Genomic DNA, 25,821 nt, shown 5'->3' with positions numbered 1-25,821 from the left:
CAACTCCATAGTGAATAAATGATAAAAAACGAATGAAGTGGCTATGTTACCTTGCTTTGCGCACAACTCAAGCAGAAACAGCGACCATCGCGCGACAAAGTTGACTCAATTGTGCAGATGAAATCACAAAGGGTGGCATTGCATAAATCAGTCGTCCAAATGGACGGATCCACACCCCCAGTTCTGCAGCCTGGCGCTGCACTTTTGCCACCTCTACTGGGTCATGCATTTCAATCACGCCTATGGCTCCAAAGACCCGCACATCGGCCACGCGTTTCGAGGTATGTGCTGGTGCCAACTCGTGCTCCAGCTGAGTAGCAATGGCAGCCACTTGCTGCTGCCAATTACCGGTGGTAAGCAGTTGCAAGTTCGCACTGGCAATCGCACAAGCGAGTGGATTTCCCATGAATGTAGGACCGTGCATAAAAGTACCACCAGCAGGGCCGTCACTGATGGTAAGAGCAACAGTATCAGTCGTAATAACCGCAGCTTGCGTAAGATAGCCGCCCGTTAGTGCTTTACCCACGCAGAGAATATCAGGCGTAATTGCAGCGTGTTCACACGCAAAGAGGCGTCCGGTTCGGCCAAATCCGGTCGCTATTTCATCCGCAATCAGGAGTACTTGATAGTGATCGCAAAGCGCACGCGCTCCAGCTAAGTACTGCGGATGATAAAAGCGCATCCCCCCAGCACCTTGGACTATGGGTTCGAGTATCAATGCTGCCAGTTCATGCTGGTGCGACTCGAGAAGTTGCTGCAGCGCGTCCAAGTCTGCAGGATTCCAGTCGTCAGAAGGCGAGCATTGCGGAATGGGTGCAAATAATTGCTCGCGCAGGCTGCCTTGGAAGAGGGCATGCATACCATTCACCGGATCACACACCGACATGGCTGCGAACGTATCCCCGTGATAGCCTCCGCGAATGGTTGCGAGCCGGTTCTTGTGCGGACGATCGCGACTAAACCAATATTGCACGGCCATTTTAATCGCCACTTCTATGGATACTGAGCCGGAATCGGCCAAAAACACCCGATTCAGGTCAGCAGGTGTCATCGCGACTAATTGTTTACACAGATCTATAGCAGGCTGATGGGTAATACCACCGAACATGACATGGCTCATTTGGTCAATTTGACTGTGCGCAGCTGCGTTCAGGGCAGGATGGTTGTAACCATGAATAGCGGCCCACCAGGACGACATGCCATCAATTAATCGGCGTCCATCCTCAAGTTCCAGTTCGCATCCGGCAGCAGCAACGATGGGATAAGCGGGAAGTGGATTCTTGAAGGAGGTATATGGATGCCAAATGTGGTGTCTGTCGAATTCTAAGTCCATGGTCATGAAGAGATCCGATTAGTCATGAGATAGGTTAAAAAGTGTACAGATGTCTATAATTCGAGTTTCAATAAGTTGACAGTGTACGTAATGCCCCTAAACTAGTCCACTCAGAATCGTGCTTGAAGCGCATCACCTTTTCGTAGCAAGGAGTTCCCATGACCAGTGCCATTCGTCACGACTGGAGTAGCCAAGAAATAGAGGCGCTATTTGCGCTGCCATTTAACGATTTGTTATTTCGGGCACAGAGCGTTCATCGTGAAACCTTTGATCCGAACGCCGTTCAGGTCAGCACACTCTTGTCGATAAAAACGGGTGCGTGCCCAGAGGACTGTAAATATTGTCCGCAAAGTGCGCGGTATAACACGGGATTGGATCGAGAACGGTTGCTTGCGGTTGAGAAAGTGCTGGAAGAAGCTGAGGCGGCGAAAGCACAGGGAGCAAGTAGATTCTGTATGGGGGCAGCTTGGCGCAATCCGAAAGATCGTGATATGCCGTATGTGATTGAGATGGTAAAAGGCGTCAAGGCTTTAGGACTCGAAACCTGTATGACACTGGGTATGCTCAATCCACATCAAGCGCAGGCACTGCGTGAAGCTGGTCTCGATTACTACAACCATAATCTTGATACGTCGCCGGAATTTTATGGGGATGTGATTACGACGCGTACCTATCAAGACCGGTTACAGACCTTGGAAAACGTGCGTACGGCGGGTATGAAAGTCTGTGCTGGTGGTATCGTCGGTATGGGCGAGAGTCGTCGTGATCGAGCTGGATTATTGCAACAACTGGCAAACTTACCAGCACATCCGGAAAGTGTTCCCGTCAATATGTTGGTGAAAGTGAAAGGAACGCCGTTTGCAGAGTTAGACGATCTGGATCCGTTTGAATTCGTTCGTACCATTGCGGTGGCGCGTATTTTGATGCCGAAGTCGTTCGTGCGACTGTCTGCCGGGCGTGAAACCATGAACGATGAACTGCAAGCCCTGTGCTTTATGGCCGGCGCTAATTCCATATTCTACGGTGAGAAACTTCTCACTACGCCAAACCCTGAGGCTGATAAAGATCAGCAATTGTTTGAGCGGCTGGGACTGCATGCACTGCAACACGAAGATTACAGTGATGCTGTTCAAGAGGCGGTGATTGCCGATGCTGTAGCTGAACAAGAACAACCTGTTCGTTACTACGAAGTGAGTTGAGCTATGGTCGCCATTCGCTCGCAGTTGCAACAAGCGCGACAGCAACGCGAGCAACTGCAGCGTTGGCGGCAGTTGCCCCAATTCGTTCGTGCCGACGCGCGATTCGTGGAAACTGCTGATGGCCGGCGGTTTGTAAACTTTGCTAGCAACGACTACTTGGGACTTAGTGATCACCCTTTGGTCAAGCAATCGTTTGCCGACGCAGTGCTGACGTATGGAAGTGGCGGTCGAGCATCGCCCTTAGTCACTGGCCTAACTAAACCTCATAGCAATTTACAAAAGTGTTTAGCTGAGTACTTAAACCGTGAGCAAATTCTCCTGTTTTCCACGGGTTTCGCCGCCAATCATGGTGTCTTGCAAACTTTAGCCCCTCATTATGATGCCGTTATTGCTGATAAATTAGTTCACGCCTCATGGCTTTCTGGGGTGCGATTACAGCGTTTTCAACACAACGATGTGGGGGCTTATGAGCAACGCTTGAGGCAAGCTGCTGGGCAACAAAACCCTAATGCGGCGGTTTTGGTATTGTCGGAAAGCGTGTTCAGTATGGATGGTGACCAAGCGCCTGTGCAAGACTTGCTGGACGCTGCTTTTCCTCCAGCTGTACAGCGCGACCTCTGGCTGGATGATGCTCATGGTTTTGGGACCCAAGGTGAACATGGCTTAAGTATTGGTGGAGCCTTCAGTGCTGAGCAGGTACCGTTGCTCACGTTAACTTTTGGCAAGGCGGTAGGCGTTGCTGGAGCAGCAGTCGCGACTAGTCGAGAGGTGGCTGACTACTTAACGAATTATTGTCGCGAGTTAGTGTATTCAACGCAGTTCCCTGCAGCTCAAGCTGCGGCGATTCACACTGCGGTGGACCTCATTGTTGGTGCCGAGGGCCATGGTTTACGACAACGGTTAGCCGAAACGATACAAAGCTTTCAGAGTTTATCGAAACAACGCGGTTTAGCAGTCGCTGAGAGCACCACTGCTATTCAACACATAGTCATTGGTGCCGATGCTGATGCATTATGGGTGGCCGATCAACTTCGCGAAGCCGGTATCTGGTGCACAGGAATGCGACCCCCGACAGTGCCAGAGCAGACTGCGCGTATACGCATCACCTTAACCGCAGCACATCAACCATCCGACGTGATTCATTTGGTGGATGTGTTGGCTGCCGCAATCGATGCTCGCGCTGCGCGCGTGGAGTTAGGTTCATGAGTGCTGCCGAGGCAACCTTTGCATTGGATAAGCGCCGCATTGCTCAGCACTTTAACCGGGCGGCGCAGAGCTATCAGCAGCACAATCATCTTCAACGCGACTGCGCAGCATTACTGCAACAGGAATTTGACGCATTGACACTGGCGTCGAGCAGTGTAGTGCTTGATGTTGGCTGCGGTCCTGGAGTCGCCAGCGGGTATCTTGCCGAGCGCTGTGGACACTATTTTGGGCTCGACATTGCTCCAAGCATGGTAGCCCAAGCGCGCATGAATCACCGTGCACTGGCGAATCAGTTCATTTGCGCAGATGCCGATGCACTGCCTATTCCTGACCAATCTATAGACTGCATCTACAGTAATTTGACTTTGCAATGGTGTACTCACCTAGAGCAAACCTTAGCGGAGTTGACTCGGACACTTTGCACCGATGGCTGTTTGCTCGCAACCACGGTACTTGCTGGCTCACTCGAGCCATTGGCAACCGTAATGCGGATGGTTGATGGCGCTCAACATAGCAATCGCTTCTTGCAAGTTGATGATGTGCAGCGAGCCTTAAGCTCACTGAAATCAACGCACTTTCAGTTTACCCAACAGGATTTTCATTATTGCTACGCCTCAGCGCGAGACATGTTTGGTCATTTACGCGGTATCGGTGCGAACTATACGGCGAGAGAAGCGGGTGGGCTGCGCTCACGCGCATGGCTGAGGGCGATTGAAGCTGCATTGGAACCCTATCGAAATGAACGGGGTTTTATTCAATTAAAATGGAATATCGGGCTTATAAAGGCATTTAAAATAGATGAATGAATTACAAAAACTCAAGTATGATTCTATTTTTGTTACAGGTACAGATACCGAAATTGGGAAGACTTTCGTTACCACCGGTCTGGTTCGCGAGCTTGAGCGACAGGGACTTCCTTGTGCGGTCAGTAAATTAATCGCCGCTGGTGCCGAGCGTACCGATGACGGTTGGGTCAATGAGGACGCAGTAGCGCTTCGTCAAGCATGTACGGATGATGCCACCTATTCCGAAGTCAATCCTATCTGCCTGCGAGCAGCAATTGCACCTCATATTGCGGCGCAAGAAGAGGGCGTTGAGTTGACCGTTCAGCGCGTAAGTACCTTGCTGCTGGCGCAGCGATCGCGCGCGCAAGCAAAACAACGTCTATTGATTGCGGAAGGTGCAGGCGGTTGGCTATTGCCACTGCAACAGCGTTCGTTAGCGGACGTGATTGCTGAACATCAAGTCCCCGTTGTGCTCGTAGTGGGGATGCGCCTAGGCTGTCTCAATCATGCATTACTCACCGTAGCAAGCCTCGAACAGCGACGTGTGCCATTGTTGGGCTGGGTGGCGAATACCTGTCAGCCGAAACCCATGGCTCGCTACGCCGAAAACCTGGCGACCCTAAAAGCGTCGATTGCCGCACCACTGCTGGGTGAAATCGCATACCAAGAATCCCCTGAAGAAAGCCAGGCAGTGTTCTCGCCACTCGCTACAAAATTGCGGTTACTAGCTACTCGCTACTAGCTATTAGTTACTAGTTACTCGAAAACACAGATCGAGGTTTTGCCAATAGCTACTAGCTATTAGTTACTAGTTACTCGAAAACACAGATCGAGGTTTTGCTAATAGCCAGTAGCTAATAGCCAATAGCTAATAGCCAATAGCTAATAGCCAATAGCCAGTAGCTACTAGCTAGTAGCGCGTTCCGGTAAGCGAAACAAAATATCTTCATTCCAATTGAATTTTTATCTTGAGATCGCCATATATACTCTCAGTATCGGTTGTCTTGCGTGAGGACGTCAGTATGTTGCGTATTGTTTTATTTTTAGCCACAAACTTGGCTATTTTGGTGGTGTTTGGTGTAGTCATGAATTTGATCATGCCGGCCTTTGGCTTGGATCCATCGGGTTACCAAGGCTTGCTGATCTTTGCTGCGCTGTTTGGTTTTGGTGGTGCATTCATCTCGCTGTTTCTATCGAAATGGTTAGCAAAGCGTTCAGTGGGTGCACATGTGATCACGCAACCACGTAACAACACCGAAGCATGGTTACTGCGGAAAGTTGAAGAACAGAGCCGCAAAGCCGGTATTCCGATGCCCGAAGTGGCAATTTACGACTCACCGGAGCCCAATGCTTTTGCCACCGGAGCCAGTAAACGCAGTTCGTTAGTGGCAGTCAGCACCGGTTTGATGCGCGCGATGAGTGAAGATGAAGTCGAAGCAGTATTAGCGCATGAAGTCAGTCACATCGCCAATGGCGATATGGTCACGTTGACGCTTATCCAAGGTGTAGTGAATACTTTCGTGATTTTTATTGCCCGCGTGATTGCTGGAGCTATTAACAATGCATTACGTGGCAACAATTCCGAGGGACAGGGACTCGGTGGTTTCGCTTATTTTGGCATCGTGATGGTACTTGAGGTGGTCTTTGGAATCTTGGCCAGTATTATCGTGATGTGGTTTTCACGGCAACGTGAATTCCGCGCAGACAGCGGATCCGCTGCTCTCGTTGGTCGACACAAAATGATTGCAGCTTTGCGGCGGTTACAGAGGTCACAGGAATCTACTTTGGATGGCACTATGATGGCATTTGGGATACAAAGCAAACGTTCGTTCAGTGAATTATTTATGAGTCATCCGCCGCTCGAAAAACGTATTCAAGCGCTTGAAAATAGCCGTTAAAGCGTTGTAACAAGCGCCGTAAATCGGTACATTGGTGTTTTCATATAAGCAGTAGGAAAACCGCATGACTAATTGGAACTCGCGGAGTTGGCGAGAAAAGCCAATTTTACAACAACCCGACTATGCTTCCCCAACCGAACTTCAAGCTGTTGAGCAGCAGTTGAAACAGTTTCCTCCGCTAGTATTTGCGGAGGAAATTCGTGCGTTGCGTAAAAATCTTGCGGCAGTTAGTCAAGGCAAAGGGTTTCTGCTGCAGGGTGGTGATTGTGCAGAGTCTTTTGCAGACTTTAATGCACCCAAAATTCGGGATACGTTCAAAGTCATCTTACAGATGGCAATCGTTATGACTTTTGCAGGCTCCTGTCCGGTCACCAAAGTAGCGAGGATGGCGGGGCAATATGCAAAACCTCGCTCGAGTGGCACTGAGACGATTGATGGCGTTGAATTACCTATTTATCGCGGTGACATTATCAATGGTTCGGATTTTAACTCCGCAGCTAGACAGCCTGATCCACAGCGGATGATACAGGCGTATCATCACTCGGCGGCAACCTTGAACTTATTGCGTGCATTTGCACAGGGTGGTTTAGCAGACCTGCATAAAGTTCATAAGTGGAATATGAGCTTTGTCGCCGCGAATCCACTGAAAGAAAAGTATTTAGAGGTAGCAGAACAAATTCAATCAGCACTGCAATTCATGGAAGTGTTGGGGATTAATTCGGATACCAATGCAACGATTCACGAAACCCAATTATTTACATCACACGAAGCTTTGTTGCTGTCCTATGAGGAAGCCCTGACGCGGATTGACACACTAACAGGCTTGCCTTACGACTGCTCTGCACACATGGTGTGGATAGGTGAACGGACACGGCAACCGGACCACGCTCACGTTGAGTTTATGCGTGGTATTCATAACCCGCTTGGTGTTAAAATAGGCCCTACAACAGAACCTGATGACGTCATTCGATTGTTAGACATTCTGAACCCGCTCAACGAGCCGGGAAGAATGACTCTCATTACTCGCATGGGTGCCAACAATCTAGCCGATAACCTGCCGAGAATCCTACGGCGAGTCAAAGCTGAAGGTCGGCATGTAGTGTGGTCGAGCGACCCGATGCATGGCAATACGGTGAAGGCTGAAAATGGCCTGAAAACACGTAACTTCGATGCCATTCATACCGAGTTACGCGAATTTTTTGCTGTACACCATGCCGAAGGAACATACCCTGGCGGCGTACATCTCGAAATGACGGGTGAGGATGTCACTGAATGCACTGGTGGGGCGTATCAAATCAGCGAACACGATTTGACGCAACGCTATAAGACGCAGTGCGATCCTCGATTAAATGCAGATCAAGTTCTTGAGTTAGCGTTTCTGGTAGCGGACTCATTGCGTGATGCACGCAATGGCCGTGGTTAAGTTTATCGTCGACAGTTTCGAGGTTATAGCAGTCTATGTCACAATCAGTGATGCAGTTTTTTGAGAACCTTTGGCAAGATTACATTCAGTTAACTCCCTCCGCAGCAAAAGTGCATGAGGTTTTAGGGAAGGGCCGCGACATCATCAATGACCATGTCGCCTTCCGCACTTTTAATATAGCCCCTGTGGGCTTAGAGGCTCTGGCCGCGCATTTCATTGCGATGGGCTATGAAGCAAAAGGCGATTACGTTTTTGAAGAAAAGCGTTTGGTGGCAAAACACTACGAACACAGTGATCCGCGCCTGCCGAAAATATTCATTAGTGAGTTGTTGGTGGAAAGTTTTTCCCCAGAGTTGCAACGCATTGTAAAGAATTTGGTCGACCAAGTTCCTGCTTCTGCGGTGACTGCGGAAGACTTCTTGTATTCCGGTGCGCATTGGCAAATCAGCAGCACAGATTATGAACGTCTGCTCGAAGAGAGTGAGTATGCAGCGTGGATGGCTGCCTTTGGTTTCCGTGCGAACCACTTTACGGTCAACGTGAATGAGTTGCCGGATTACGATTCGCTTGAGCAAGTGAATCAAACATTGAAAAATGCTGGCTTCCAACTCAACACCTCAGGTGGCGAAATCAAAGGTTCGAGCGATGTATTCTTGGAACAATCATCGACCTTGGCGGATCACACTGCCGTGCGTTTTAGTGATATGGAAAAAGTGATTCCAAGTTGTTTCTATGAGTTCGCGAAGCGCTACGAGATTGCTCCAAACCAGCTCTACACTGGGTTCGTGGCTGCCTCCGCTGATAAAATCTTCGAGAGCACGAACGCTAAATAACTCGAAGCGCTACTGGCTATTGGCTATTGGTTACTAGAAAAGCGCAGAGCTGCTCTTGCGGGTAGCCAGTAACTAAAACCGTTATTAGCTATTGGTTACTGGTTACTAGAAATGCTTAGATCGGATCTTGCGAGTAGCCAATAACTAGTAGCCAGTAGCCAGTAGCTAGTAGCTCATCAGTAGCGATGCCGCTCTAGATTGGTTTCGTTAAGTATTTTCGCTGCAATTTCTTCGACCGAGAAGCGGGTGCTATCCAGAAATGGAATAGCCTCGCGACGGTAGAGTTGCTCCACCGCATTCAATTCAAATCGACATTGTTGCATCGACGCATATTTGCTGCCCTCGCGGCGTTTACTGCGAATTTCATGCAAGCGTTGAGCTTCGAGCGTTAAACCAAAAATTTTATGCCGATGGGGTTTGAGTGCCCGAGGCAACTGCAAATGTTCAAAGTCATCATCATCGGTAATCGGGTAATTTGCAGCTTTGATACCATATTGAAGCGCTAAATAGAGGCTGGTTGGTGTTTTGCCGGTACGTGAAACGCCCAGTAAAATAATATCGGCTTCATCATAATCTGCGATATTACTACCGTCATCGTTAGCGAGGGTGTAGTTGATTGCCTCAATTCGAAAATCATAATCTTCTTGAATACCGTGAGTCCGATGTGTTTTGGGTTGTGCTGGAATGCCCAGTTCCCGGCTCAACGGCGCGACAAAATAATCTAAGAAATCGTAACAGCTACCTTGGCTCGCGGTAATGATGCGCTTGATATCAACGCTGACAAAGGTGTGAAAGATAATCGGCCGTTCACCACTTTGTTGATGAGCGGAATTAATGCGTTTCACGGCAGCATCGGCTTTTTCCGGTGAATCAATGAACGCGAGCGTTCGATGTTCCACCTTTAACGGAAACATTGATAACATCGCTTTACCAAAGGCCTCAGCGGTTCGTGCGGTGCCATCTGAAATATAAAAAACCGTGCGCATAGAAAGTATCCCCAGTTAATTCGTCTCGGATGTTAACTTGTGCCATAGCAACGTGTAAAATAAACCGCAGTTTTTCCAACGACGTGGCCGCAGTGAGGTCGCACTCTAGTCTAACTCACGAGGAAACTTACGGTGCAGAATAACGTGCAAGATTATGTGCTTTGGTACGATCAATTAGGGATGAATGATGTCGGTCGCGTTGGTGGGAAAAACGCATCGTTAGGTGAGATGATTAGTAATCTGGCCGGAGTCGGCGTATCGGTTCCAAATGGCTTTGCCACCACTGCGGATGCGTTTAACGAATTTCTCGAGCAAAGTGGTGTCAATGACCGTATCTACGCATTGCTCGACACCCTCGATACCAACGATGTAAAAGCACTGGCCGAAGCGGGTAAACAAATTCGGCAGTGGGTCATTGAGACGCCTTTTCAACCTGAATTGGATCAAGCGATCCGTGCTGCTTATCAAAAACTCAGCGATGGCAATGCTGAAGTGAGCTTTGCTGTTCGCAGCTCCGCGACGGCTGAAGATATGCCGGATGCCTCATTTGCAGGACAACAAGAGACATTCCTGAATGTGCGTGGTATTGACGCCATTATGGAAGCGATTAAGCATGTCTTCGCATCTTTATTCAATGATCGCGCTATTTCATATCGTGTCCATCAAGGTTATGACCATCGAGGCGTAGCGCTGTCGGCTGGCATCCAGCGTATGGTCCGCAGTGACATTGCTGCGTCTGGCGTGCTGTTTACTATTGATACTGAATCCGGCTTTGAAGATGTGGTATTTATTACCTCATCATTCGGGCTTGGTGAAATGGTGGTGCAGGGAGCCGTAAATCCGGATGAATTCTACGTCCATAAACCGACACTCGCGCGCAAAAAACCAGCAGTATTACGCCGTAATCTCGGCAGTAAAAAGATTCAAATGATCTATGCCGATAGCCAAAAGCATGGTCAGCAAACGGCGATTGTCGATATTGACCCCGCATTAAGTCAAACGTTCTCCATTACCGATGATGAAGTCCAAGAATTAGCGAAACAAGCAGTCATTATTGAGAAGCATTATGGTCGTCCTATGGACATCGAGTGGGCGAAAGACGGCATCGATGGCAAGTTATACATTGTCCAGGCACGTCCAGAGACCGTTCAGTCCAATAAGTCAGGCCAATCAGTTGAGCGCTATGCGCTACAAGAAAAGACCGCAGTGGTGGCAACCGGTCGTGCTATCGGTCAACGCATCGGTGCTGGTGTGGCTCGAGTTCTCAACGATATCTCAGAGATGGATCAAGTTCAGCCAGGCGATGTACTCGTGACTGATATGACGGACCCGGATTGGGAACCTATCATGAAGCGGGCTGCCGCCATTGTGACGAATCGTGGTGGGCGAACCTGTCACGCGGCCATTATTGCGCGTGAACTCGGCATTCCGGCCGTGGTGGGTTGTGGTGACGCGACCGCGCGCATTGCTGCAGGCCAAGCGGTTACAGTGTCCTGTGCTGAAGGCGATACCGGATTCATCTACGACGGCGAATTATCGTTTGATGTCACGCAGTCGGATATTGGTGCAATGCCGGATTTGCCACTAAAAATTATGATGAATGTGGGTAATCCTGACCGTGCTTTTGATTTCGCAGGTTTACCGCATGCGGGTGTGGGCTTGGCGCGTCTCGAATTCATCATTAATCGAATGATTGGTGTGCATCCGAAAGCGTTATTGAATTTTGATCAACAGACACCGGAACTACAGAAAGAAATCAGCGGATTTATGGCAGGTTACTCGAGTCCGCGTGAATACTATGTCAGCAAACTGGCCGAAGGAATTTCAACGTTAGGTGCAGCCTTTGCGCCTGAACGCGTGATCGTGCGTATGTCTGACTTTAAATCAAACGAATATGCCAACCTGGTGGGCGGTCGCCAATACGAGCCACATGAAGAGAACCCGATGCTCGGTTTCCGTGGTGCTTCACGCTATATTTCGGAAGACTTCCGCGAATGTTTTGCGATGGAATGTGAGGCTATCAAACGCGTTCGCAACGACATGGGGTTGCGCAATATTGAAATTATGATTCCGTTTGTACGAACGCTTGACGAAGGCCGTCAAGTGATCGAGTTGTTGCGTGAGCAAGGCCTCTACCAAGGCGAGAACGGTTTACGCGTGATTATGATGTGTGAACTGCCGTCCAATGCCTTATTGGCAGAGCAATTCCTTGATATTTTTGATGGTTTCTCAATTGGTTCCAATGATTTAACCCAGCTCACCTTGGGGCTTGATCGTGACTCTGGCGTGATTGCGCACTTATTTGATGAACGCAATGAAGCCGTCAAAGCGATGTTATCGATGGCTATTCAGGCTGCGAAGAAGAAGGGCAAATACGTCGGTATTTGCGGTCAGGGTCCATCTGATCATCCTGATTTCGCTGCTTGGTTGGTCGAACAAGGCATTGATTCCGTATCACTTAATCCTGATACCGTTGTCGAAACTTGGTTGTATTTAGCCAAACAGTTGTAGGAGCATAGCCAACTTGGCGTCCGTGGTTCAGCAGTTACCCGAACATACACCGGCTGATCGCCGTGAAACGCGATCAGACAGCCTGTATCAACGCTTTTTGCTTGAGCTTGAACAACAAGGCTTTGCGGGAGACATTGAGAATACGTACGGTCAGCGTTTGATTGCTGCAACCGACAACAGTATTTACCAACGGCTCCCCCAAGGTGTCGTTTATCCGCGGACCACAGCGGCGGTTCAGCTGATTTTCCAATTGGCACAGTCGGATGAGTTTCGCCCCATTCGCTTTGCTCCGCGGGGCGGTGGTACTGGCACTAATGGGCAGTCGCTGACACATTGGTTAGTGATTGATCTCAGTCGGCACATGCGTGCAGTACTGAACGTCGATGCAGAGAACGCGCAAGTGGTGTGCCAGGCTGGTGTTATCAAAGATCAGCTCAATGATAGTGTAAAGCCATCAGGTTTCTTCTTTTCTCCCGATTTATCGACATCGAATCGCGCGACTATTGGCGGCATGATCAACACGGATGCGTCCGGGCAGGGCTCATTAGTGTACGGCAAAACCAGCGACCACATCCTGGGTTTGACAGCAGTGTTAACCAATGGTGAAGTTATCCAAACGGCTCCAGTACCGTTGTCGGAAGCTCGCAATCGTGCAACAGGTGATTCTTTAGAAGCTGCGTTGTATCGGCAGGCCATTGAAAGTTGTGTTGAGCAACGTCCAGCTATTGACGCAAAGTTTCCTCCACTGAATCGTTTTCTAACCGGTTATGACCTCAAGCATTGCTATGATCCGCAGCAGGACACCATTGACCTTTCGCGGTTGATTGCTGGCTCTGAGGGGACCTTAGCGATCGTGACCGAAGCGACGTTAAATTTAACCCGCATACCTCGTTGCAAGGTCTTGGTGAATGTTAAGTACAGTGATTTCCAAGCCGCGCTGCGGCATGCGCGGACATTAGTCAAAGCGCAAGCTACGTCGGTAGAAACTATAGATAGCAATGTCTTAAATCTCGCTCGCGAAGATATCATTTGGCATCAGGTTGCCGAGCATTTGCAGGATGTCGATGGGCAAACCATGAACGGCATTAATATGGTGGAGTTCACTGCAACGGACTCAGCAGCACTCGACGCCAAAGTTGAGCAACTGATTGACACGCTTGATGCGCAGCTAGGCAGCGCGGATCCAAGAGGGGTAATTGGCTATCAGATTTGTGCCGATGCAGCGAGCATCCAAACCATTTATGCCATGCGCAAAAAGGCCGTGGGTTTGTTAGGTGCAACTAAAGGAAAGCGCAAGCCCATTGCTTTTGTTGAGGATACGGCAGTCCCGCCGGAGCACTTAGCAGACTTTATTCTTGAGTTTCGCGCTGTCCTGGATAGCCACCAACTTCATTATGGTATGTTTGGTCACGTCGACGCAGGAGTTTTGCACGTGCGCCCAGCGCTGGATATGGCGGATCCAATTGATGAAGCACTCGTTCGAACCATTAGCGATCAAGTGGCTGAACTAACAGCTAAATACAACGGCCTGATGTGGGGCGAGCATGGTAAGGGCTACCGCTCAGAGTATGCGCCTAAGTTTTTTGGTGAGCTGTATCCTGAAATTCAGAAAGTGAAGCGTGCGTTTGATCCTGATAATCGACTCAATCCGGGTAAGTTGGCGACGCCATATGGCAGCGATGAGTCGTTGCAGGGCGTACAAGCTGAATTACGCGGGCATTATGATAGGCAAATTCCGATTACCATGCGCGAGGCCTATCAACCAGCCATGAATTGTAATGGTAATGGTTTGTGCTTCAACTATGTCCCGGAATCGGCTATGTGCCCGTCATACAAAGCAACGGGTAATCGCCAATATTCGCCGAAAGGACGAGCGACGTTAATCCGCGAATGGTTGCGTCTGAATAGCGTTCAAGACATGGATGTCAGTGGCATACCACCGCAGCGAACTTGGCTCGAGAATCGCTTTAAACCACGCCTTAGCCCGAATGACTTTAACCATGAAGTGAAGCAAGCCATGGATACCTGTTTGGCGTGCAAGGCCTGCGCAACACAATGTCCAGTTAAGGTTGATGTACCAAATTTCCGAGCGCGGTTCTTGAGCTGGTACCACCAACGGTATGCGCGGCCGACCAAAGACAAAATGGTTCGAGATGTCGAGCGTCTTGCGCCAGTTCTGGCAAGATGGCCTCGTTTTAGCAACGTTCTGACGCATAATCCAGTGACTGAATGGTTCTTAAAACGAGTGGTGGGTTATGTGGATGCGCCGCGGTTATCAACTCCCGCATTGAGCCAACAGTGGCAGTGGTCGACGGCTGACGTTGATGGAATCTTGGCAAAGCCGCCGGAGCAGTTAGCTCAGTCGGTGGTGATTGTACAAGATCCATTCACCAGCTTTTATGACGCGAAAGTCGTGCAGGCATTTGGACACGTTGCGGCAGCCATGGGCTTCGAACCTATACTCTTGCGCTTTATCGGTAACGGGAAGGCGCAGCATGTGAAAGGTTTTCTGCACGAATTTTCGAAAACAGTGGCGACTGTGGGGCCGCAGTTGCAACGGTTAGCAGATGCTGGTGTGGCGCTGGTGGGCTTAGATTCTTCGACAGCTTTGTGCTTTCAGGATGAATATCGGCAGTTTGCGCCGGTAGGCCAATCGTTTACTTTTACTGTCAATGGTGTCCAAGCGTGGTTGATGCAACAGAGTGATAAATTATCGCCATCTGCGAATCACACACTGGCTCATAACCGCTGGCAATTACTGTCGCATTGCACTGAACAAACAGCGGTGCCGGAGTCGGCTAAACACTGGCAACAGATATTTCAGCGCATGAACTTAGAGCTCGAAGTGACCGCAACCGGATGTTGCGGTATGGCTGGTACCTTTGGACATGAACAAACGCACCAAGACACGAGCAAGCGACTGTTTGAGATGAGTTGGCAAGAGCCGTTGGCGCGCAGTGATGTCGGGCATGTGGCAACCGGATTCTCGTGTCGTTCACAAGTGAAACGATTCGCTGGACAACCCATTGAGCATCCTATTCAAATAGTAGCGCGCTGTGTAGTGAGTGAAAGTGAAAAGTGAACAGTGAAAAGGACGTGGATACAAAAAAGCGACGTTGTTACGTCGCTTTTTTTATGACCACTGAAGCAGTTAGGCGTTTGCTTTCGCCGCTTTGGCTTTCGCGATAACTTCACGTGCCAGCTCATCTGCGATTTGACCGGTAGGTCGATTCTCAGCAGTAGAACGAGAGAAGATGGTATCTAAGGTGCCATAGATGTCACGGACACGTTTATCTGTCTCAACGCGAGACATATTGGCAGCTTCGCTACAGACGTGGATAACGCCACCGGCATTGATAACATAGTCTGGAGCATACAAGATGCCTTGATCCATGACTTTTTGGTCGTGTGCAGGTGTTGCTAACTGGTTATTCGCGCTACCAGCAATGATTTTTGCTTTCAGCACCGCGAGTGTTTGATCATTAATGGTCGCACCTAGCGCACAAGGAGCATAAACATCCACGTCTAAGCCGTAGATTTCATCCAAACCAACCACCGTTGCACCAAGTTCACGCGCTGCGCGTTGACAGGCTTCTTCGTTGATATCGGTCACGAAGAGCTCGGCACCTTCTTTATGGCAATACTCGGCAAAGTCGTAACCAACAGCACCTAAACCTTGTACGGCAATTTTAACGCCCTGCAAATTTTCGTTACCGAGCTTGTGTTTAGCCGCAGCTTTCAGACCTAGATAAGTTCCCAGAGCGGTATGCGGCGATGGGTCGCCTGCTTTTTCAGCTGTACCTGCCACAAACGTGGTTTCTTCGGCTACAATTGCGATGTCGCTGGTGCGGATGTTCACATCTTCAGCAGTAATGTAGCGACCGCTGAGTGAGTTGATGAAACGGCCATAAGCGCGGAACAATTCTGGGCTCTTAATCGTTTTAGCATCACCAATAATAACCGCTTTGCCGCCGCCTAAAGGTAGTCCAGCGAGCGCACTTTTATAGGTCATGCCCCGCGATAAACGAAGAACGTCCGTGAGAGCTTCTGCAGAGGAGGCGTAATTCCAAAGACGGGTGCCACCCAGTGAGGGGCCAAGAGTCGTATCGTGGATAGCAATAATGGCTTTAAGACCAGTTTCTTTGTCATGACAAAACACGACTTGCTCGTGTTGGTCGAACTCTGTGTGCTCGAATAGAGACATGAGTAATCAGTCCTCGTTTATCCCAATAAAGTGCGCGCACATTACCATTTTGTTCTTGCTTTCGCTAGTAACTGGATAAAATATTTCGTTTACGTAAACGTCAACTTTTGCAACCAAAGTTTACAGCGCTTTAGGCTTTGCCAAATCAGCCTTTCGCGTTACTATAATGGCCCTTTGGCGCCTCGTTGAGGCAGCCTTCATTACGGTAAATAGACCAGTTAAAACAAATAGGTTCACTATGGCTGAAGCAACTACGCCTCCGAACGATGCAGATGTTTCTGCATGGGTCCGCGAGCATTTTCAGAAAGCAAATAAGTATCTGGCAGAGCAGGGTATTATCGTTGATCGTGTGTTAACGAAGCGGTGTCGTTACTTGGTGCCATTGGTCGCGGTTTGGCGTTTGACGACGCAAGATAAGAAAGAAATTTGGGCTATCAACGGTGATGTTCCAAGTGACGTCGTCAGTGCGAAAGTAGCTGAAACCGCGCGTGATGCGTTGAAACATTTTGCGTTGCAGTGGCAACTGCGTGCAGAGGGCATTGTTCAAGATCCTGAAGCGTCGAAAGACCCAGAACAGCAACGCTATGCTAGCTTCCTAGTTGGTCGTGCGGAGAGTCTGTACGAAATGACCGAGCAGGATGATTTATGGAAAGATGAGCCGGTTAGCTAGGCTCACCTTCCTCTTGAACTAGATAGAACACGCCAGCTTGCAATAATTCGCACACTAGTGCGCGATTGTGGTCGTGAGCGAGGTGGCTGGCGTAATCCGTAAGCTCACAATCATCCCACTGCTGCGCCAGTTGTGTGACAAAGTCATGCTGCTCTGGTGCGAGCGGCCAACGTTCTCCAGCAAAGTAAAGCGCTTCCTCTTGTGGCCCCAACAAAATACGTGAACCCGGCGTGCGGCAGAGCAGTAGTTCGGAAGCTAATGCTTGGGCCAACACTGCTTCAGAAATAACGTCATCAGGTTGTGGTAAGGGTCGCTTACTTTGCGACATGACCTGTAATAGCGCGATATCGAGTTGTGCTTCACTCAAACCATGCTGGACAAACGACTTCACCGCATTCAATTGTTCCGAATCGACGCGAAACGCAGTTCCAGCTTGAAGAGCTGCCGGGTCACGGTAGCGTGGATAGTGTTGTTCAGTTTGATGTAAGACGTCAGCAAGAGCAGCAATAAACTCTGCACTGTTGGGGGCTCGAAAACCAATGGAGTAATTGAGACTTGGCTCGAGTGCAACGCCTTCATGCGGACATCCAGCCGGAATATAAAGCATATCACCAGGTTCCAAAACCGTGTCAATAGTGGCGACAAAATCACTCTGAAGTTGTTTTAGGTCAGGATGTGGGCAGTGTTCTGCAGCACCAGTTAAGCGCTCACCAACGCGCCAATGACGTGTACCTGTGCCTTGAATAATAAACACGTCGTATTGATCCAAGTGAGGCCCGACACCGCCGTGTTCGGTAGCAAAACTGACCATGACATCATCGGTTCGCCAATCCGGTAAAAACCGAAATGGTTGGAGCAGACTCTGCACCGCTGGGAACCACTCATTCACAGATTGAACTAACAAAGTCCAACCGCTCTCACCAAAAGCTTCGTAGTCGCTAAACGGACCGTGCTGAACATTCCACTGACCCTGATGATTCTCGATGACTCGCGAGTCGACGCCATCTTCCATAGCGAGACCGGCAAGCAACTCGGGTTCGATGGGATCGTTAAAATCCGCAAACGCACCGCGAATCAACAGTGGTTGGCGTTGCCAATACTGTTGCAAAAAATTTTGCGTATCGAGCTTTAGATGCACAGTCATGTTAACTCGCTAGATCATCGACGAACTGAATTGCACGACCAATGTACGATGCTGGCGTCAGTAGTTTCAGCTCAGCTTTCACCGTCTCGGGTAATTCGAGACCGTCAATAAAGACCGCCATCGCCTGTTGGTTAACGCGTTTTCCGCGTGTTAAAGCTTTTAGCTTTTCGTAAGGTTTTTCAATACCATAACGGCGCATGACAGTTTGAATAGGCTCTGCCAGCAATTCCCAGTTTTGATCCAGTTCGCGGAGTAGGTTGTCCGCATTTACTTCAAGTTTGCTGATGCCTTTCAAGGTAGCTTGATAGGCAATAAGCGCGTAGGCGAAACCCACACCTAAATTACGTAACACGGTCGAATCGGTGAGGTCACGCTGCCAGCGACTCACCGGCAACTTGTTACCGAGGTGATCCATAATCGCATTCGCTAAGCCCAGATTACCCTCTGAATTTTCGAAATCAATCGGGTTCACCTTGTGCGGCATAGTAGACGAACCGACTTCACCTTCAACCGTGCGCTGTTTAAAGTGATTCAGTGCAATATAGCCCCACACGTCACGGTCAAAGTCGATAACAATCGTGTTGAAGCGTGCAACTGCAGCGAATATCTCGGCAATATAGTCATGTGGTTCAATCTGTGTGGTAAAGGCGTTCCACTGCAGACCCAAGCTTGTGACAAAACGCTCTGACTCCTGATGCCAATCGACTTCCGGATAAGCGGCTATATGTGCATTGTAATTGCCGACTGCACCATTGAGCTTCCCGAGTAATGGCACAGCACTGAACTGCTCAATTTGCCGCTGCAGACGAACTGCCACGTTGGCCATTTCTTTACCTAATGTTGTCGGTGTAGCTGGTTGGCCGTGGGTACGCGCCATCATAGGTACCGCTTTATGCTCAACAGCCAACGCCAATACAGCGTCATGTAACTCAGTCATGACAGGCAACATGACTTGGTCGCGGGCTTCATGCAACATCAGTGCATGCGACAGGTTATTGATATCCTCAGAGGTGCAGGCAAAGTGAATGAACTCACTCACTGCGGCTAACTCGGCATGATCAGCAACGTATTCTTTGAGGAAATACTCGACGGCTTTTACGTCATGATTGGTTGTACGCTCAATAGTCTTGATGCGTTCCGCATGTTCTTCCGTGAAGTTTTCAACGAGAGCTTCTAAGTGCGCATTTGCAGCGTCACTGAATGCCGGCACTTCTGCAATAGCTTGGATGCTGGCTAAATGCTGGAGCCAACGCACTTCAACCACGACGCGATTGCGAATGAGTCCATACTCACTAAAAATAGGGCGCAATGCAGCAGCTTTGCTACCGTAACGGCCATCGACGGGGGACAAAGCGGTGAGGGCGGACAAATTCATCATGATTGAGGCTCCGATTGCTCATGTAAAGTGCGTAAAAGGGATTGTGCGGTACGCACCATACGTTGGCGCGAAAACAAGAAATGACGACGTTTGCCGCCTAAGTGATTCCACAGCACAGCATTGCGTACGCCGGCTAGTAAATATGCGCGAATTTGATTTTGGACATTCGCTTGTTTTAAGTAATCTGGTTTGCCATTAATTTTTAATGGTTGACTAAGCGGTGAGATAAAGTCGCTGTAGGCACTCGCCATACCAGCAACAACAGTATCAGTATTGAACTGAAAGTCATGTTGCTGACGATACAGTTGCTCGATGCGCTGTCCTAATTGCTGTTGCGCTTTCTCAGCGCGCATAAATTTTCGAGCCAACGCGAGAATACCCACCACGTAGCGCGTGATTTCCACGTCTTTGTCACGGGTAGCGCCAATTTGTTGGAGAAGCTGTTCGAGTCCCCATTGCAGCGCACTAGGTTCCGGATAAATGGCAGCAAAACCACTTGGGTTTTGATTCAAAACACTGTCAATCAGGGGTTGGCCACGCGCGGGCTCTCGTAGGCTACCTTCACGCGCTATCTGTTTAACCGCTGCTGCTGCTTGTGCGATGGCCGCCAACGATAAAACGCGTTGTTGCCATACATCGTGGCTCACAACAGTATTCACACCAGTACTCACAGCAGTACCTCGGTAGGTGATAGGTGACTCGCTAAGCGTTGTTCAATGATGCCACCACCGAGACACACTTCGTCTTGATAGAAAACAGCAGACTGCCCAGGGGTTACTGCGGCGACGGGGGAGTCAAACTGTACTTCTACGCGGCCATCGTCGAGGCGTTTCACCCGACATGAGATGTCGTGTTGACGATAACGCGTCTTCACCACTGCGGTGAAGGTGTCTGCTGGTGTGGCGCGGTTTACCCAATGTAACTGACCTGCAATCAGGCCGGTTGACATCAGACGCGGATGTTGCGCTCCTTGAGCAACGATCAAAACATTGCGCTCGAGATCTTTGTCGACCACATACCAAGGCTCATCCCCCGCAGTGGCAACACCCCCGATGTGTAGGCCTTTACGTTGCCCCAGCGTGTGATACATCAAACCTTCATGCTGGCCTAATTCCACGCCATCGACAGACTCAATGCTGCCCGGACGCGCAGGCAAATATTGCTGCAAGAAATCCTTAAACTTCCGCTCACCAATAAAGCAAATGCCGGTTGAATCCTTTTTATAGGCTGTCACCAGACCTTGCTCTTCAGCAATACGGCGTACTTCTGGCTTTTCCAGCTCTCCGACAGGGAAAAGCGTTTGCGCAATGTGCTCGTGACTGAGGGTATACAGGAAATAGCTTTGGTCTTTATTGTCATCTAGACCGCGCAATAATTGGTGCTTGCCATTCACTTCACGACGCCGGACGTAATGTCCAGTAGCTATATAGTCGGCAGCGAGCGCTTCGGCTGCGAATTCGAGAAAGGCTTTAAATTTGATTTCCTTATTGCACATGATGTCGGGATTCGGCGTACGACCTGCGCGATATTCTTCCAAGAAGTATTCGAAAACGTGGTCCCAATATTCCGCCGCAAAATTCACGGTGTGCAATGGTATCCCGAGCTTTTCACAAACAGCTTCAGCATCGGCAAGATCCGTTGCTGCTGCACAATATTCGTCGGTATCGTCTTCTTCCCAGTTTTTCATGAACAAGCCTTCAACTTGATAGCCTTGTTGCAGAAGTAAGTATGCGGATACCGATGAATCAACCCCGCCGGACATGCCGACGATGACTTTTTTGTGCGAATTGTCGTGTTTTTCTGTGCTCATAACTACTCAATTGACGCTTACCTTTATGGCGGCGAATTCTACCACACAGAGGGTTCTTCACGCCACTCGCCAGGCTGCATTCCACGTAATGTCCAAGGTCCGACCCCAGCTCGAATTAAACGTAGTGTGGGGTAACCTACCGCTGCCGTCATCCGGCGTACTTGTCGATTGCGTCCTTCGGTAATTCGCAAACACAACCACGTTGTAGGAATGGCTTGGCGTTCGCGAATCGGGGGGACTCGTGGCCATAATTCCGCAGGTTCGTCCATCAGGAATACTTCGGCGGGCGCTGTTACGCCGTCATTCAATTCAACGCCATCACGCAACGCCTTTAGTGCTTCGGTGGTCGGGATACCTTCAACTTGTGCCCAGTAGAGTTTCGGCATTTTATATTTGGGATCGGTGATCTTGTGCTGAATCACACCGTCATTGGTCAGCACCAAAAGTCCCTCACTATCTTTATCAAGGCGGCCGGCAGGATAAACATCTTTGAACGGAACCAATGATTTTAATGTGTGCTCAGAGTCGTCCCCCGAAAATTGCGTTAACACGCCAAAAGGTTTGTTCAACAATACGATTTTGGGGTTGGCGGGACGAACTTTCATCGCGTCTTTGGCTGGTGAGCGAACACGTGAACGGCGGCGTTGTGGGGCGGGCATAATTCCTCTCCAATAAATAGCGCAGAACTGTTAGGTCCAGCCGAGCAGCGGCAAGTGCGCTTGTGAGGCGACAATGATAAACTATTTCGTAGCGACTCGCGCATTTCAGTGCAACAATGTCGATGATTAAACAGTTAAAAAATAGAATGGAACCGACATGAGTGATGACAAACTAGTGAAACGACAAGGCAATTTCAGCAGAGCGTTACGGGGTGAAGAACCACTTGTCATAGGCGAAGTCTTGCAGCGTGCCTGGGAGATTACAGTACGTAGCTTGCCGGTTATGCTGCCGTTGATGATTGCTTATATTGTGATTGCCATGGTGTTGAATAGTTTGTTCCTAACGATTCCCGAGGGAATGACAATGTTCGATGTCATGCTGGATCCTGAATTGAAAAGTGACAACGATTGGACTGGGATTGTCACTCAAATCATTCTTGCGCCTCTATGGGGCGGTCTGACGCTCATTGGCATCCTTAACGCCAATGATGAAAAAATCACGTTTTCGGCCGCGTTTTCGGTATTACAGCGCTCGATTCCTGTCATGGCGGTGACTTTCGTTAAGCTTGCTTTACCCGCTCTGATCACATTTTTGGCATTTGTGAGTATCGGTCTTTTTAGTCCGCCAGCCGCCGGTGCGGTTAGTCTGATTGCACTGATTATCATCAACATTACATTTATGTTGGCTATACCGCTGGTCGTACATCGTCAAACCAGTGTATTCAAATCGATTATGGGTTCAGTGTTGGTCCTTCGCCGTTATTTCTGGCGGGCGTTGGGCTTAATGATTATCATGGTTATCATCATAATTATTAGTGCATTACCGTTATTGCTCGGTTTGTTGTTTACGTTGCCGCTCCTATTTAATGTGACCGGCGTTCTCTACATCGCCTTGCTCGGCGATCGTGATACGCAAGAAGCTGAACCAGTGTTTGCGGAAGAGCAGGTCGAGGCCTCTTCACCAATCAATAAAGATACTCCAAACGAATAGAGGATCTATGCAAAATCAAAAAATTTGGCACAGTAGTCTATTGGTCATAACGCTTAGTGCGGTTGCGCTAAGCGTCTATATTCCCACCCAACTGCAGAATACACATTCAGACGCGCCAGAGCTGCGTCCTGGCGAACCAGCTGTACTGGTGGAAGCGCCAATTCATAAGGAAGTTCCTGACTTTACAACCTATACAGATACGCGAGATAAAAAGCAGGCATTCTTTGCTTTCCTGGCACCTCTAGTTCAAGCCGAAAATAGCCGGATTGAGGTCCAACGCGATCGATTGTTGCGTCTGTATGAACGTTGGCAAGTTGATTCCAACGCATTAAAAGCTGGAGAGCTGGCATGGCTCAAGCAGTTAGCAAGTCTCTATCGAGTTAAAACTGATGATGTTGAGTTGGGTACACAGTTTGACCTGTTATTACGGCGTGTTGACGTCGTCCCTGAGGCTCTGGTTCTGGTGCAGGCGGCTAATGAATCCGGTTGGGGTACGTCTCGATTTGCACGTGACGGATTAAATTTCTTTGGCCAATGGTGCTTCAGCGAGGGGTGCGGCATTGTGCCAGATTCGCGCCCAGAAGGTGCGAATCACGAGGTACAGAGATTCGCTTCGGTCAATGCGTCGGTGCGTAGTTATTTGCGAAACATCAACACGCATCCGGCTTATTTAGATTTGCGTGTGTTACGAGAGCAGAGACGCCTAGAAGGTGCCGACATAAGGGCACTCGACCTAACGCCGGGTCTGATGAGTTATTCTGAGCGAGGCGAAGACTATATTGACGAGCTCAACTCAATGATTCGAGTCAACCGCCCGATTATTGTCGATGTGATTGAGTCGGACGCAAACTCAGATGCTGAATCTAACTTAAATTCAGCACCTGGATCGGAGTAATCTCGTCCGCTTGGTCGTCTTCATCGCGGAAGTTTAGAAAGGTGGTCGGCGTAGCGTGATCGAACGCCGTATCGCCATCCGGATTCTCTTGTCCAGTTGCGGTTATCGACTTAAATCCGAATAAACTTGCATCGGCCAGATGCGATGGAACGACGTTTTGTAGTGCCGAAAACATACTTTCGATACGGCCAGGATGACTGCGATCCCATTGTTTCAGCATGTCTTTGATGACTTTTCGCTGTAAATTTTCCTGCGAACCGCAGAGGTTGCAAGGGATAATAGGGAACTGACATGCCTCGGCGTACTTCGCGATATCTTTTTCACGAGCGTAAGCAAGTGGACGAATGACAACATGTTGACCATTGTCACTGACTAATTTGGGCGGCATTGATTTCATGGTGCCACCGTAAAACATATTCAATAACAAGGTTTCCAACATGTCGTCGCGATGGTGACCGAGCGCGATCTTGGTCGCTCCGAGCTCGTTGGCGACGCGATAAAGAATGCCGCGCCGTAGACGCGAACAAAGCGAGCAGGTGGTTTTCCCTTCAGGAATCTTTTCTTTCACGATTGAGTAGGTATCTTCTTCAATAATGCGGAAGTCGACGCCTTCACGGGTAAGATACTCAGGTAAAATATGCTCTGGAAACCCCGGTTGTTTCTGGTCCAGATTCACCGCAATGATGTCAAATTTGATCGGAGCAATACGCTGCAGAAACCGCAATATGTCGAGCAGTGTGTAGCTGTCCTTGCCGCCTGACAAACAGACCATCACGCGATCACCGTCTTCGATCATATTAAAATCTTCAATAGCGCGCCCGACGTCACGACGGAGACGTTTTTGTAACTTATTCAATGCGTATTTCTGCTTTTTGGCCGCAGGACCTAAGTTGGCTATTGTTTCTGCTGTCGACATATTCACTACCGCTTGATGAAAAAACGGCGCGATTATACCTTAACCGGCGATTGAAATCCCGCAGGTTTTACTGCGAGCAAATCACAATTGAGCTGTTCAATGACATGCTCAGCGGTGTTGCCCAAAAGTGCCGCGCTGAAGCCAGTTCGCCCCATGGTTCCCAAGACCACGAGTTCTGCATCGAGCTCTTTCGCTAAGGCTGGAATGACCTGCTCGGGCAACCCTTCTTGAACGTGTTGTTGAGCAGCAGGAATAGCAAAAGGTTTTGCATGCTCAGCCAAAGCCTGACGATGGTTCTCTGCGATGCTTTCGCGATAATTACCGGTGTCAAATTCGGGTATCTCGGCAGCGATAGTCAAGGGTGCTCCTGGGTAGGCATTGACGAGGTGCACCGTGCTACTTAAACATTGGGCAAAGCGCAGCGCCTGTTCGGTAATTCGCTGGTTAAGTTCCTGATGCTGATTGTTCTCACCTGTGGTGTGAATAGCAGCCAAAATTTGGCCCCCCTCTGGCCAATCATGTTCCTTAACCAATAAGACGAGACAGGGTGCTTTGCGCAGCAAATGCCAGTCGGTCGGGGTAAATAGGAGCGCGGCAAGACCCTCACGTTGTTTCGTGCCTTTCACGATGATGTCATGCTTCCCTGTTATGGCCGCTTCAATAATGGCTTCGAAAGGACGGTTGTGCCAAACCACTTGGATGTTGATTTGGAGGTCACGAGTATTGTAATCCTCCAATAGATCACGGATCCACACGCGTCGATCCTCGATCAAACTATCACGCATGAGGTCACGTTCCTCAGCGGCTAACATGGTTGTCATTTCGTATGAAAAGTCATAAATGGAGAGCAACAGCGTGAGTTTCGCGCCAGAAATACGGGCGAGTTGTAGCGCGCGGTTGAGCGCCTTTTGTTCGGTACCTTCAGGATCAAGCACAACTAAGATATTGTTGACGCAGCTCATTTTTCACCTCCAAACCTA

At 49.3% G+C, this 25,821-nt stretch carries 22 protein-coding genes; 12 read left to right on the top strand and 10 right to left on the bottom strand.

Annotation, left to right across the window (positions count from 1 at the left end; all coding sequences use genetic code 11):
- Positions 1-67: 67 nt before the first annotated feature.
- The gene (gene bioA / locus CWE22_RS02760) at positions 68-1,339 is read right to left on the bottom strand and encodes an adenosylmethionine--8-amino-7-oxononanoate transaminase (protein ID WP_169929856.1); all 1,272 of its coding nucleotides are present in this window, start codon (positions 1,337-1,339) and stop codon (positions 68-70) included.
- Positions 1,340-1,491: 152 nt separating this feature from the next.
- On the opposite strand from bioA, the gene bioB reads away from it, so the two are divergent.
- The 7 genes from bioB (at position 1,492) to CWE22_RS02725 (ending at position 8,677) form a co-directional block, all read left to right on the top strand.
- Complete coding sequence (bioB, locus tag CWE22_RS02755) at positions 1,492-2,532, top strand: biotin synthase BioB (RefSeq protein WP_169929855.1); 1,041 nt, start codon at positions 1,492-1,494, stop codon at positions 2,530-2,532.
- 3 nt (positions 2,533-2,535) lie between these two features.
- A complete protein-coding gene (locus CWE22_RS02750; protein ID WP_169929854.1) occupies positions 2,536-3,738 on the top strand; it encodes an aminotransferase class I/II-fold pyridoxal phosphate-dependent enzyme in 1,203 nt (400 codons plus the stop codon).
- Positions 3,735-4,544: a methyltransferase domain-containing protein gene (locus CWE22_RS02745; RefSeq protein ID WP_169929853.1), complete on the top strand. Its 810-nt coding sequence runs from the start codon at positions 3,735-3,737 to the stop codon at positions 4,542-4,544. The genes CWE22_RS02750 and CWE22_RS02745 overlap by 4 nt, the downstream gene beginning before the upstream one ends.
- Positions 4,537-5,265 (top strand): dethiobiotin synthase, encoded by a 729-nt coding sequence (gene bioD / locus CWE22_RS02740; protein ID WP_169929852.1) that lies wholly within the window; start codon positions 4,537-4,539, stop codon positions 5,263-5,265. Before CWE22_RS02745 ends, bioD begins: the two co-directional genes overlap by 8 nt.
- 280 nt (positions 5,266-5,545) lie before the next feature.
- The gene (gene htpX / locus CWE22_RS02735) at positions 5,546-6,421 is read left to right on the top strand and encodes a protease HtpX (protein WP_169929851.1); all 876 of its coding nucleotides are present in this window, start codon (positions 5,546-5,548) and stop codon (positions 6,419-6,421) included.
- 64 nt (positions 6,422-6,485) lie between these two features.
- Positions 6,486-7,844: a class II 3-deoxy-7-phosphoheptulonate synthase gene (locus tag CWE22_RS02730; RefSeq protein ID WP_169929850.1), complete on the top strand. Its 1,359-nt coding sequence runs from the start codon at positions 6,486-6,488 to the stop codon at positions 7,842-7,844.
- A 35-nt stretch (positions 7,845-7,879) separates the two neighbouring features.
- Positions 7,880-8,677, top strand: a complete 798-nt coding sequence (locus CWE22_RS02725; protein ID WP_169929849.1) for a DUF1338 domain-containing protein — start codon at positions 7,880-7,882, stop codon at positions 8,675-8,677.
- Between the two features lie 176 nt (positions 8,678-8,853).
- Here the strand turns inward: CWE22_RS02725 and ppsR are convergent, their stop codons facing one another.
- Positions 8,854-9,663 (bottom strand): posphoenolpyruvate synthetase regulatory kinase/phosphorylase PpsR, encoded by an 810-nt coding sequence (gene ppsR, locus CWE22_RS02720; RefSeq protein ID WP_169929848.1) that lies wholly within the window; start codon positions 9,661-9,663, stop codon positions 8,854-8,856.
- A gap of 144 nt (positions 9,664-9,807) precedes the next feature.
- Between ppsR and ppsA the strand changes: the two genes are divergently transcribed.
- Complete coding sequence (gene ppsA / locus CWE22_RS02715; protein WP_169931005.1) at positions 9,808-12,174, top strand: phosphoenolpyruvate synthase; 2,367 nt, start codon at positions 9,808-9,810, stop codon at positions 12,172-12,174.
- 22 nt (positions 12,175-12,196) lie between these two features.
- Positions 12,197-15,256, top strand: coding sequence for a D-2-hydroxyglutarate dehydrogenase YdiJ (ydiJ, locus tag CWE22_RS02710; RefSeq protein ID WP_169931004.1), 3,060 nt, complete (start codon positions 12,197-12,199; stop codon positions 15,254-15,256).
- Between the two features lie 69 nt (positions 15,257-15,325).
- Here the strand turns inward: ydiJ and CWE22_RS02705 are convergent, their stop codons facing one another.
- Complete coding sequence (locus CWE22_RS02705; protein ID WP_169929847.1) at positions 15,326-16,378, bottom strand: Glu/Leu/Phe/Val dehydrogenase dimerization domain-containing protein; 1,053 nt, start codon at positions 16,376-16,378, stop codon at positions 15,326-15,328.
- Between the two features lie 238 nt (positions 16,379-16,616).
- Between CWE22_RS02705 and CWE22_RS02700 the strand changes: the two genes are divergently transcribed.
- Positions 16,617-17,048 carry a DUF4826 family protein gene (locus CWE22_RS02700; RefSeq protein ID WP_169929846.1) on the top strand — a complete coding sequence of 144 codons (432 nt, stop codon included), beginning with the start codon at positions 16,617-16,619 and terminating at the stop codon, positions 17,046-17,048.
- Here the strand turns inward: CWE22_RS02700 and CWE22_RS02695 are convergent.
- Genes CWE22_RS02695 through CWE22_RS02675 form a run of 5 tightly spaced genes read right to left on the bottom strand, consistent with a single transcriptional unit; the run spans position 17,041 to position 22,039 of the window.
- Positions 17,041-18,192 (bottom strand): cupin domain-containing protein, encoded by a 1,152-nt coding sequence (locus CWE22_RS02695; RefSeq protein WP_169929845.1) that lies wholly within the window; start codon positions 18,190-18,192, stop codon positions 17,041-17,043. The genes CWE22_RS02700 and CWE22_RS02695 overlap by 8 nt on opposite strands.
- Before the next feature lies 1 nt (position 18,193).
- A complete protein-coding gene (gene purB, locus CWE22_RS02690) occupies positions 18,194-19,567 on the bottom strand; it encodes an adenylosuccinate lyase (protein WP_169931003.1) in 1,374 nt (457 codons plus the stop codon).
- Positions 19,567-20,241 (bottom strand): high frequency lysogenization protein HflD, encoded by a 675-nt coding sequence (gene hflD / locus CWE22_RS02685; protein ID WP_169929844.1) that lies wholly within the window; start codon positions 20,239-20,241, stop codon positions 19,567-19,569. Before hflD ends, purB begins: the two co-directional genes overlap by 1 nt.
- Positions 20,238-21,380: a tRNA 2-thiouridine(34) synthase MnmA gene (mnmA, locus tag CWE22_RS02680; protein ID WP_169929843.1), complete on the bottom strand. Its 1,143-nt coding sequence runs from the start codon at positions 21,378-21,380 to the stop codon at positions 20,238-20,240. The genes hflD and mnmA overlap by 4 nt, the downstream gene beginning before the upstream one ends.
- Positions 21,381-21,418: 38 nt before the next feature.
- The gene (locus tag CWE22_RS02675) at positions 21,419-22,039 is read right to left on the bottom strand and encodes a pseudouridine synthase (RefSeq protein WP_169929842.1); all 621 of its coding nucleotides are present in this window, start codon (positions 22,037-22,039) and stop codon (positions 21,419-21,421) included.
- Between the two features lie 157 nt (positions 22,040-22,196).
- Between CWE22_RS02675 and CWE22_RS02670 the strand changes: the two genes are divergently transcribed.
- Positions 22,197-23,030 (top strand): hypothetical protein, encoded by an 834-nt coding sequence (locus CWE22_RS02670; protein ID WP_169929841.1) that lies wholly within the window; start codon positions 22,197-22,199, stop codon positions 23,028-23,030.
- A 7-nt stretch (positions 23,031-23,037) separates the two neighbouring features.
- Positions 23,038-23,925 (top strand): glucosaminidase domain-containing protein, encoded by an 888-nt coding sequence (locus CWE22_RS02665; protein WP_169929840.1) that lies wholly within the window; start codon positions 23,038-23,040, stop codon positions 23,923-23,925.
- Here CWE22_RS02665 and ttcA read toward each other — a convergent pair.
- Both ttcA and uspE read right to left on the bottom strand, forming a co-directional pair.
- Positions 23,894-24,841: a tRNA 2-thiocytidine(32) synthetase TtcA gene (gene ttcA / locus CWE22_RS02660; protein WP_169929839.1), complete on the bottom strand. Its 948-nt coding sequence runs from the start codon at positions 24,839-24,841 to the stop codon at positions 23,894-23,896. The two genes, CWE22_RS02665 and ttcA, sit on opposite strands and share 32 nt — an antisense overlap.
- Positions 24,842-24,873: 32 nt before the next feature.
- Complete coding sequence (uspE, locus tag CWE22_RS02655) at positions 24,874-25,803, bottom strand: universal stress protein UspE (RefSeq protein WP_169929838.1); 930 nt, start codon at positions 25,801-25,803, stop codon at positions 24,874-24,876.
- Between the last annotated feature and the right edge of the window lie 18 nt (positions 25,804-25,821).

Source organism: Pseudidiomarina aestuarii (genome assembly GCF_003987355.1).
Lineage (GTDB): Bacteria > Pseudomonadota > Gammaproteobacteria > Enterobacterales > Alteromonadaceae > Pseudidiomarina > Pseudidiomarina aestuarii.
Note: the sequence above shows the minus strand (reverse complement) of the source record. Positions and strands in the feature narration are given on the sequence as shown.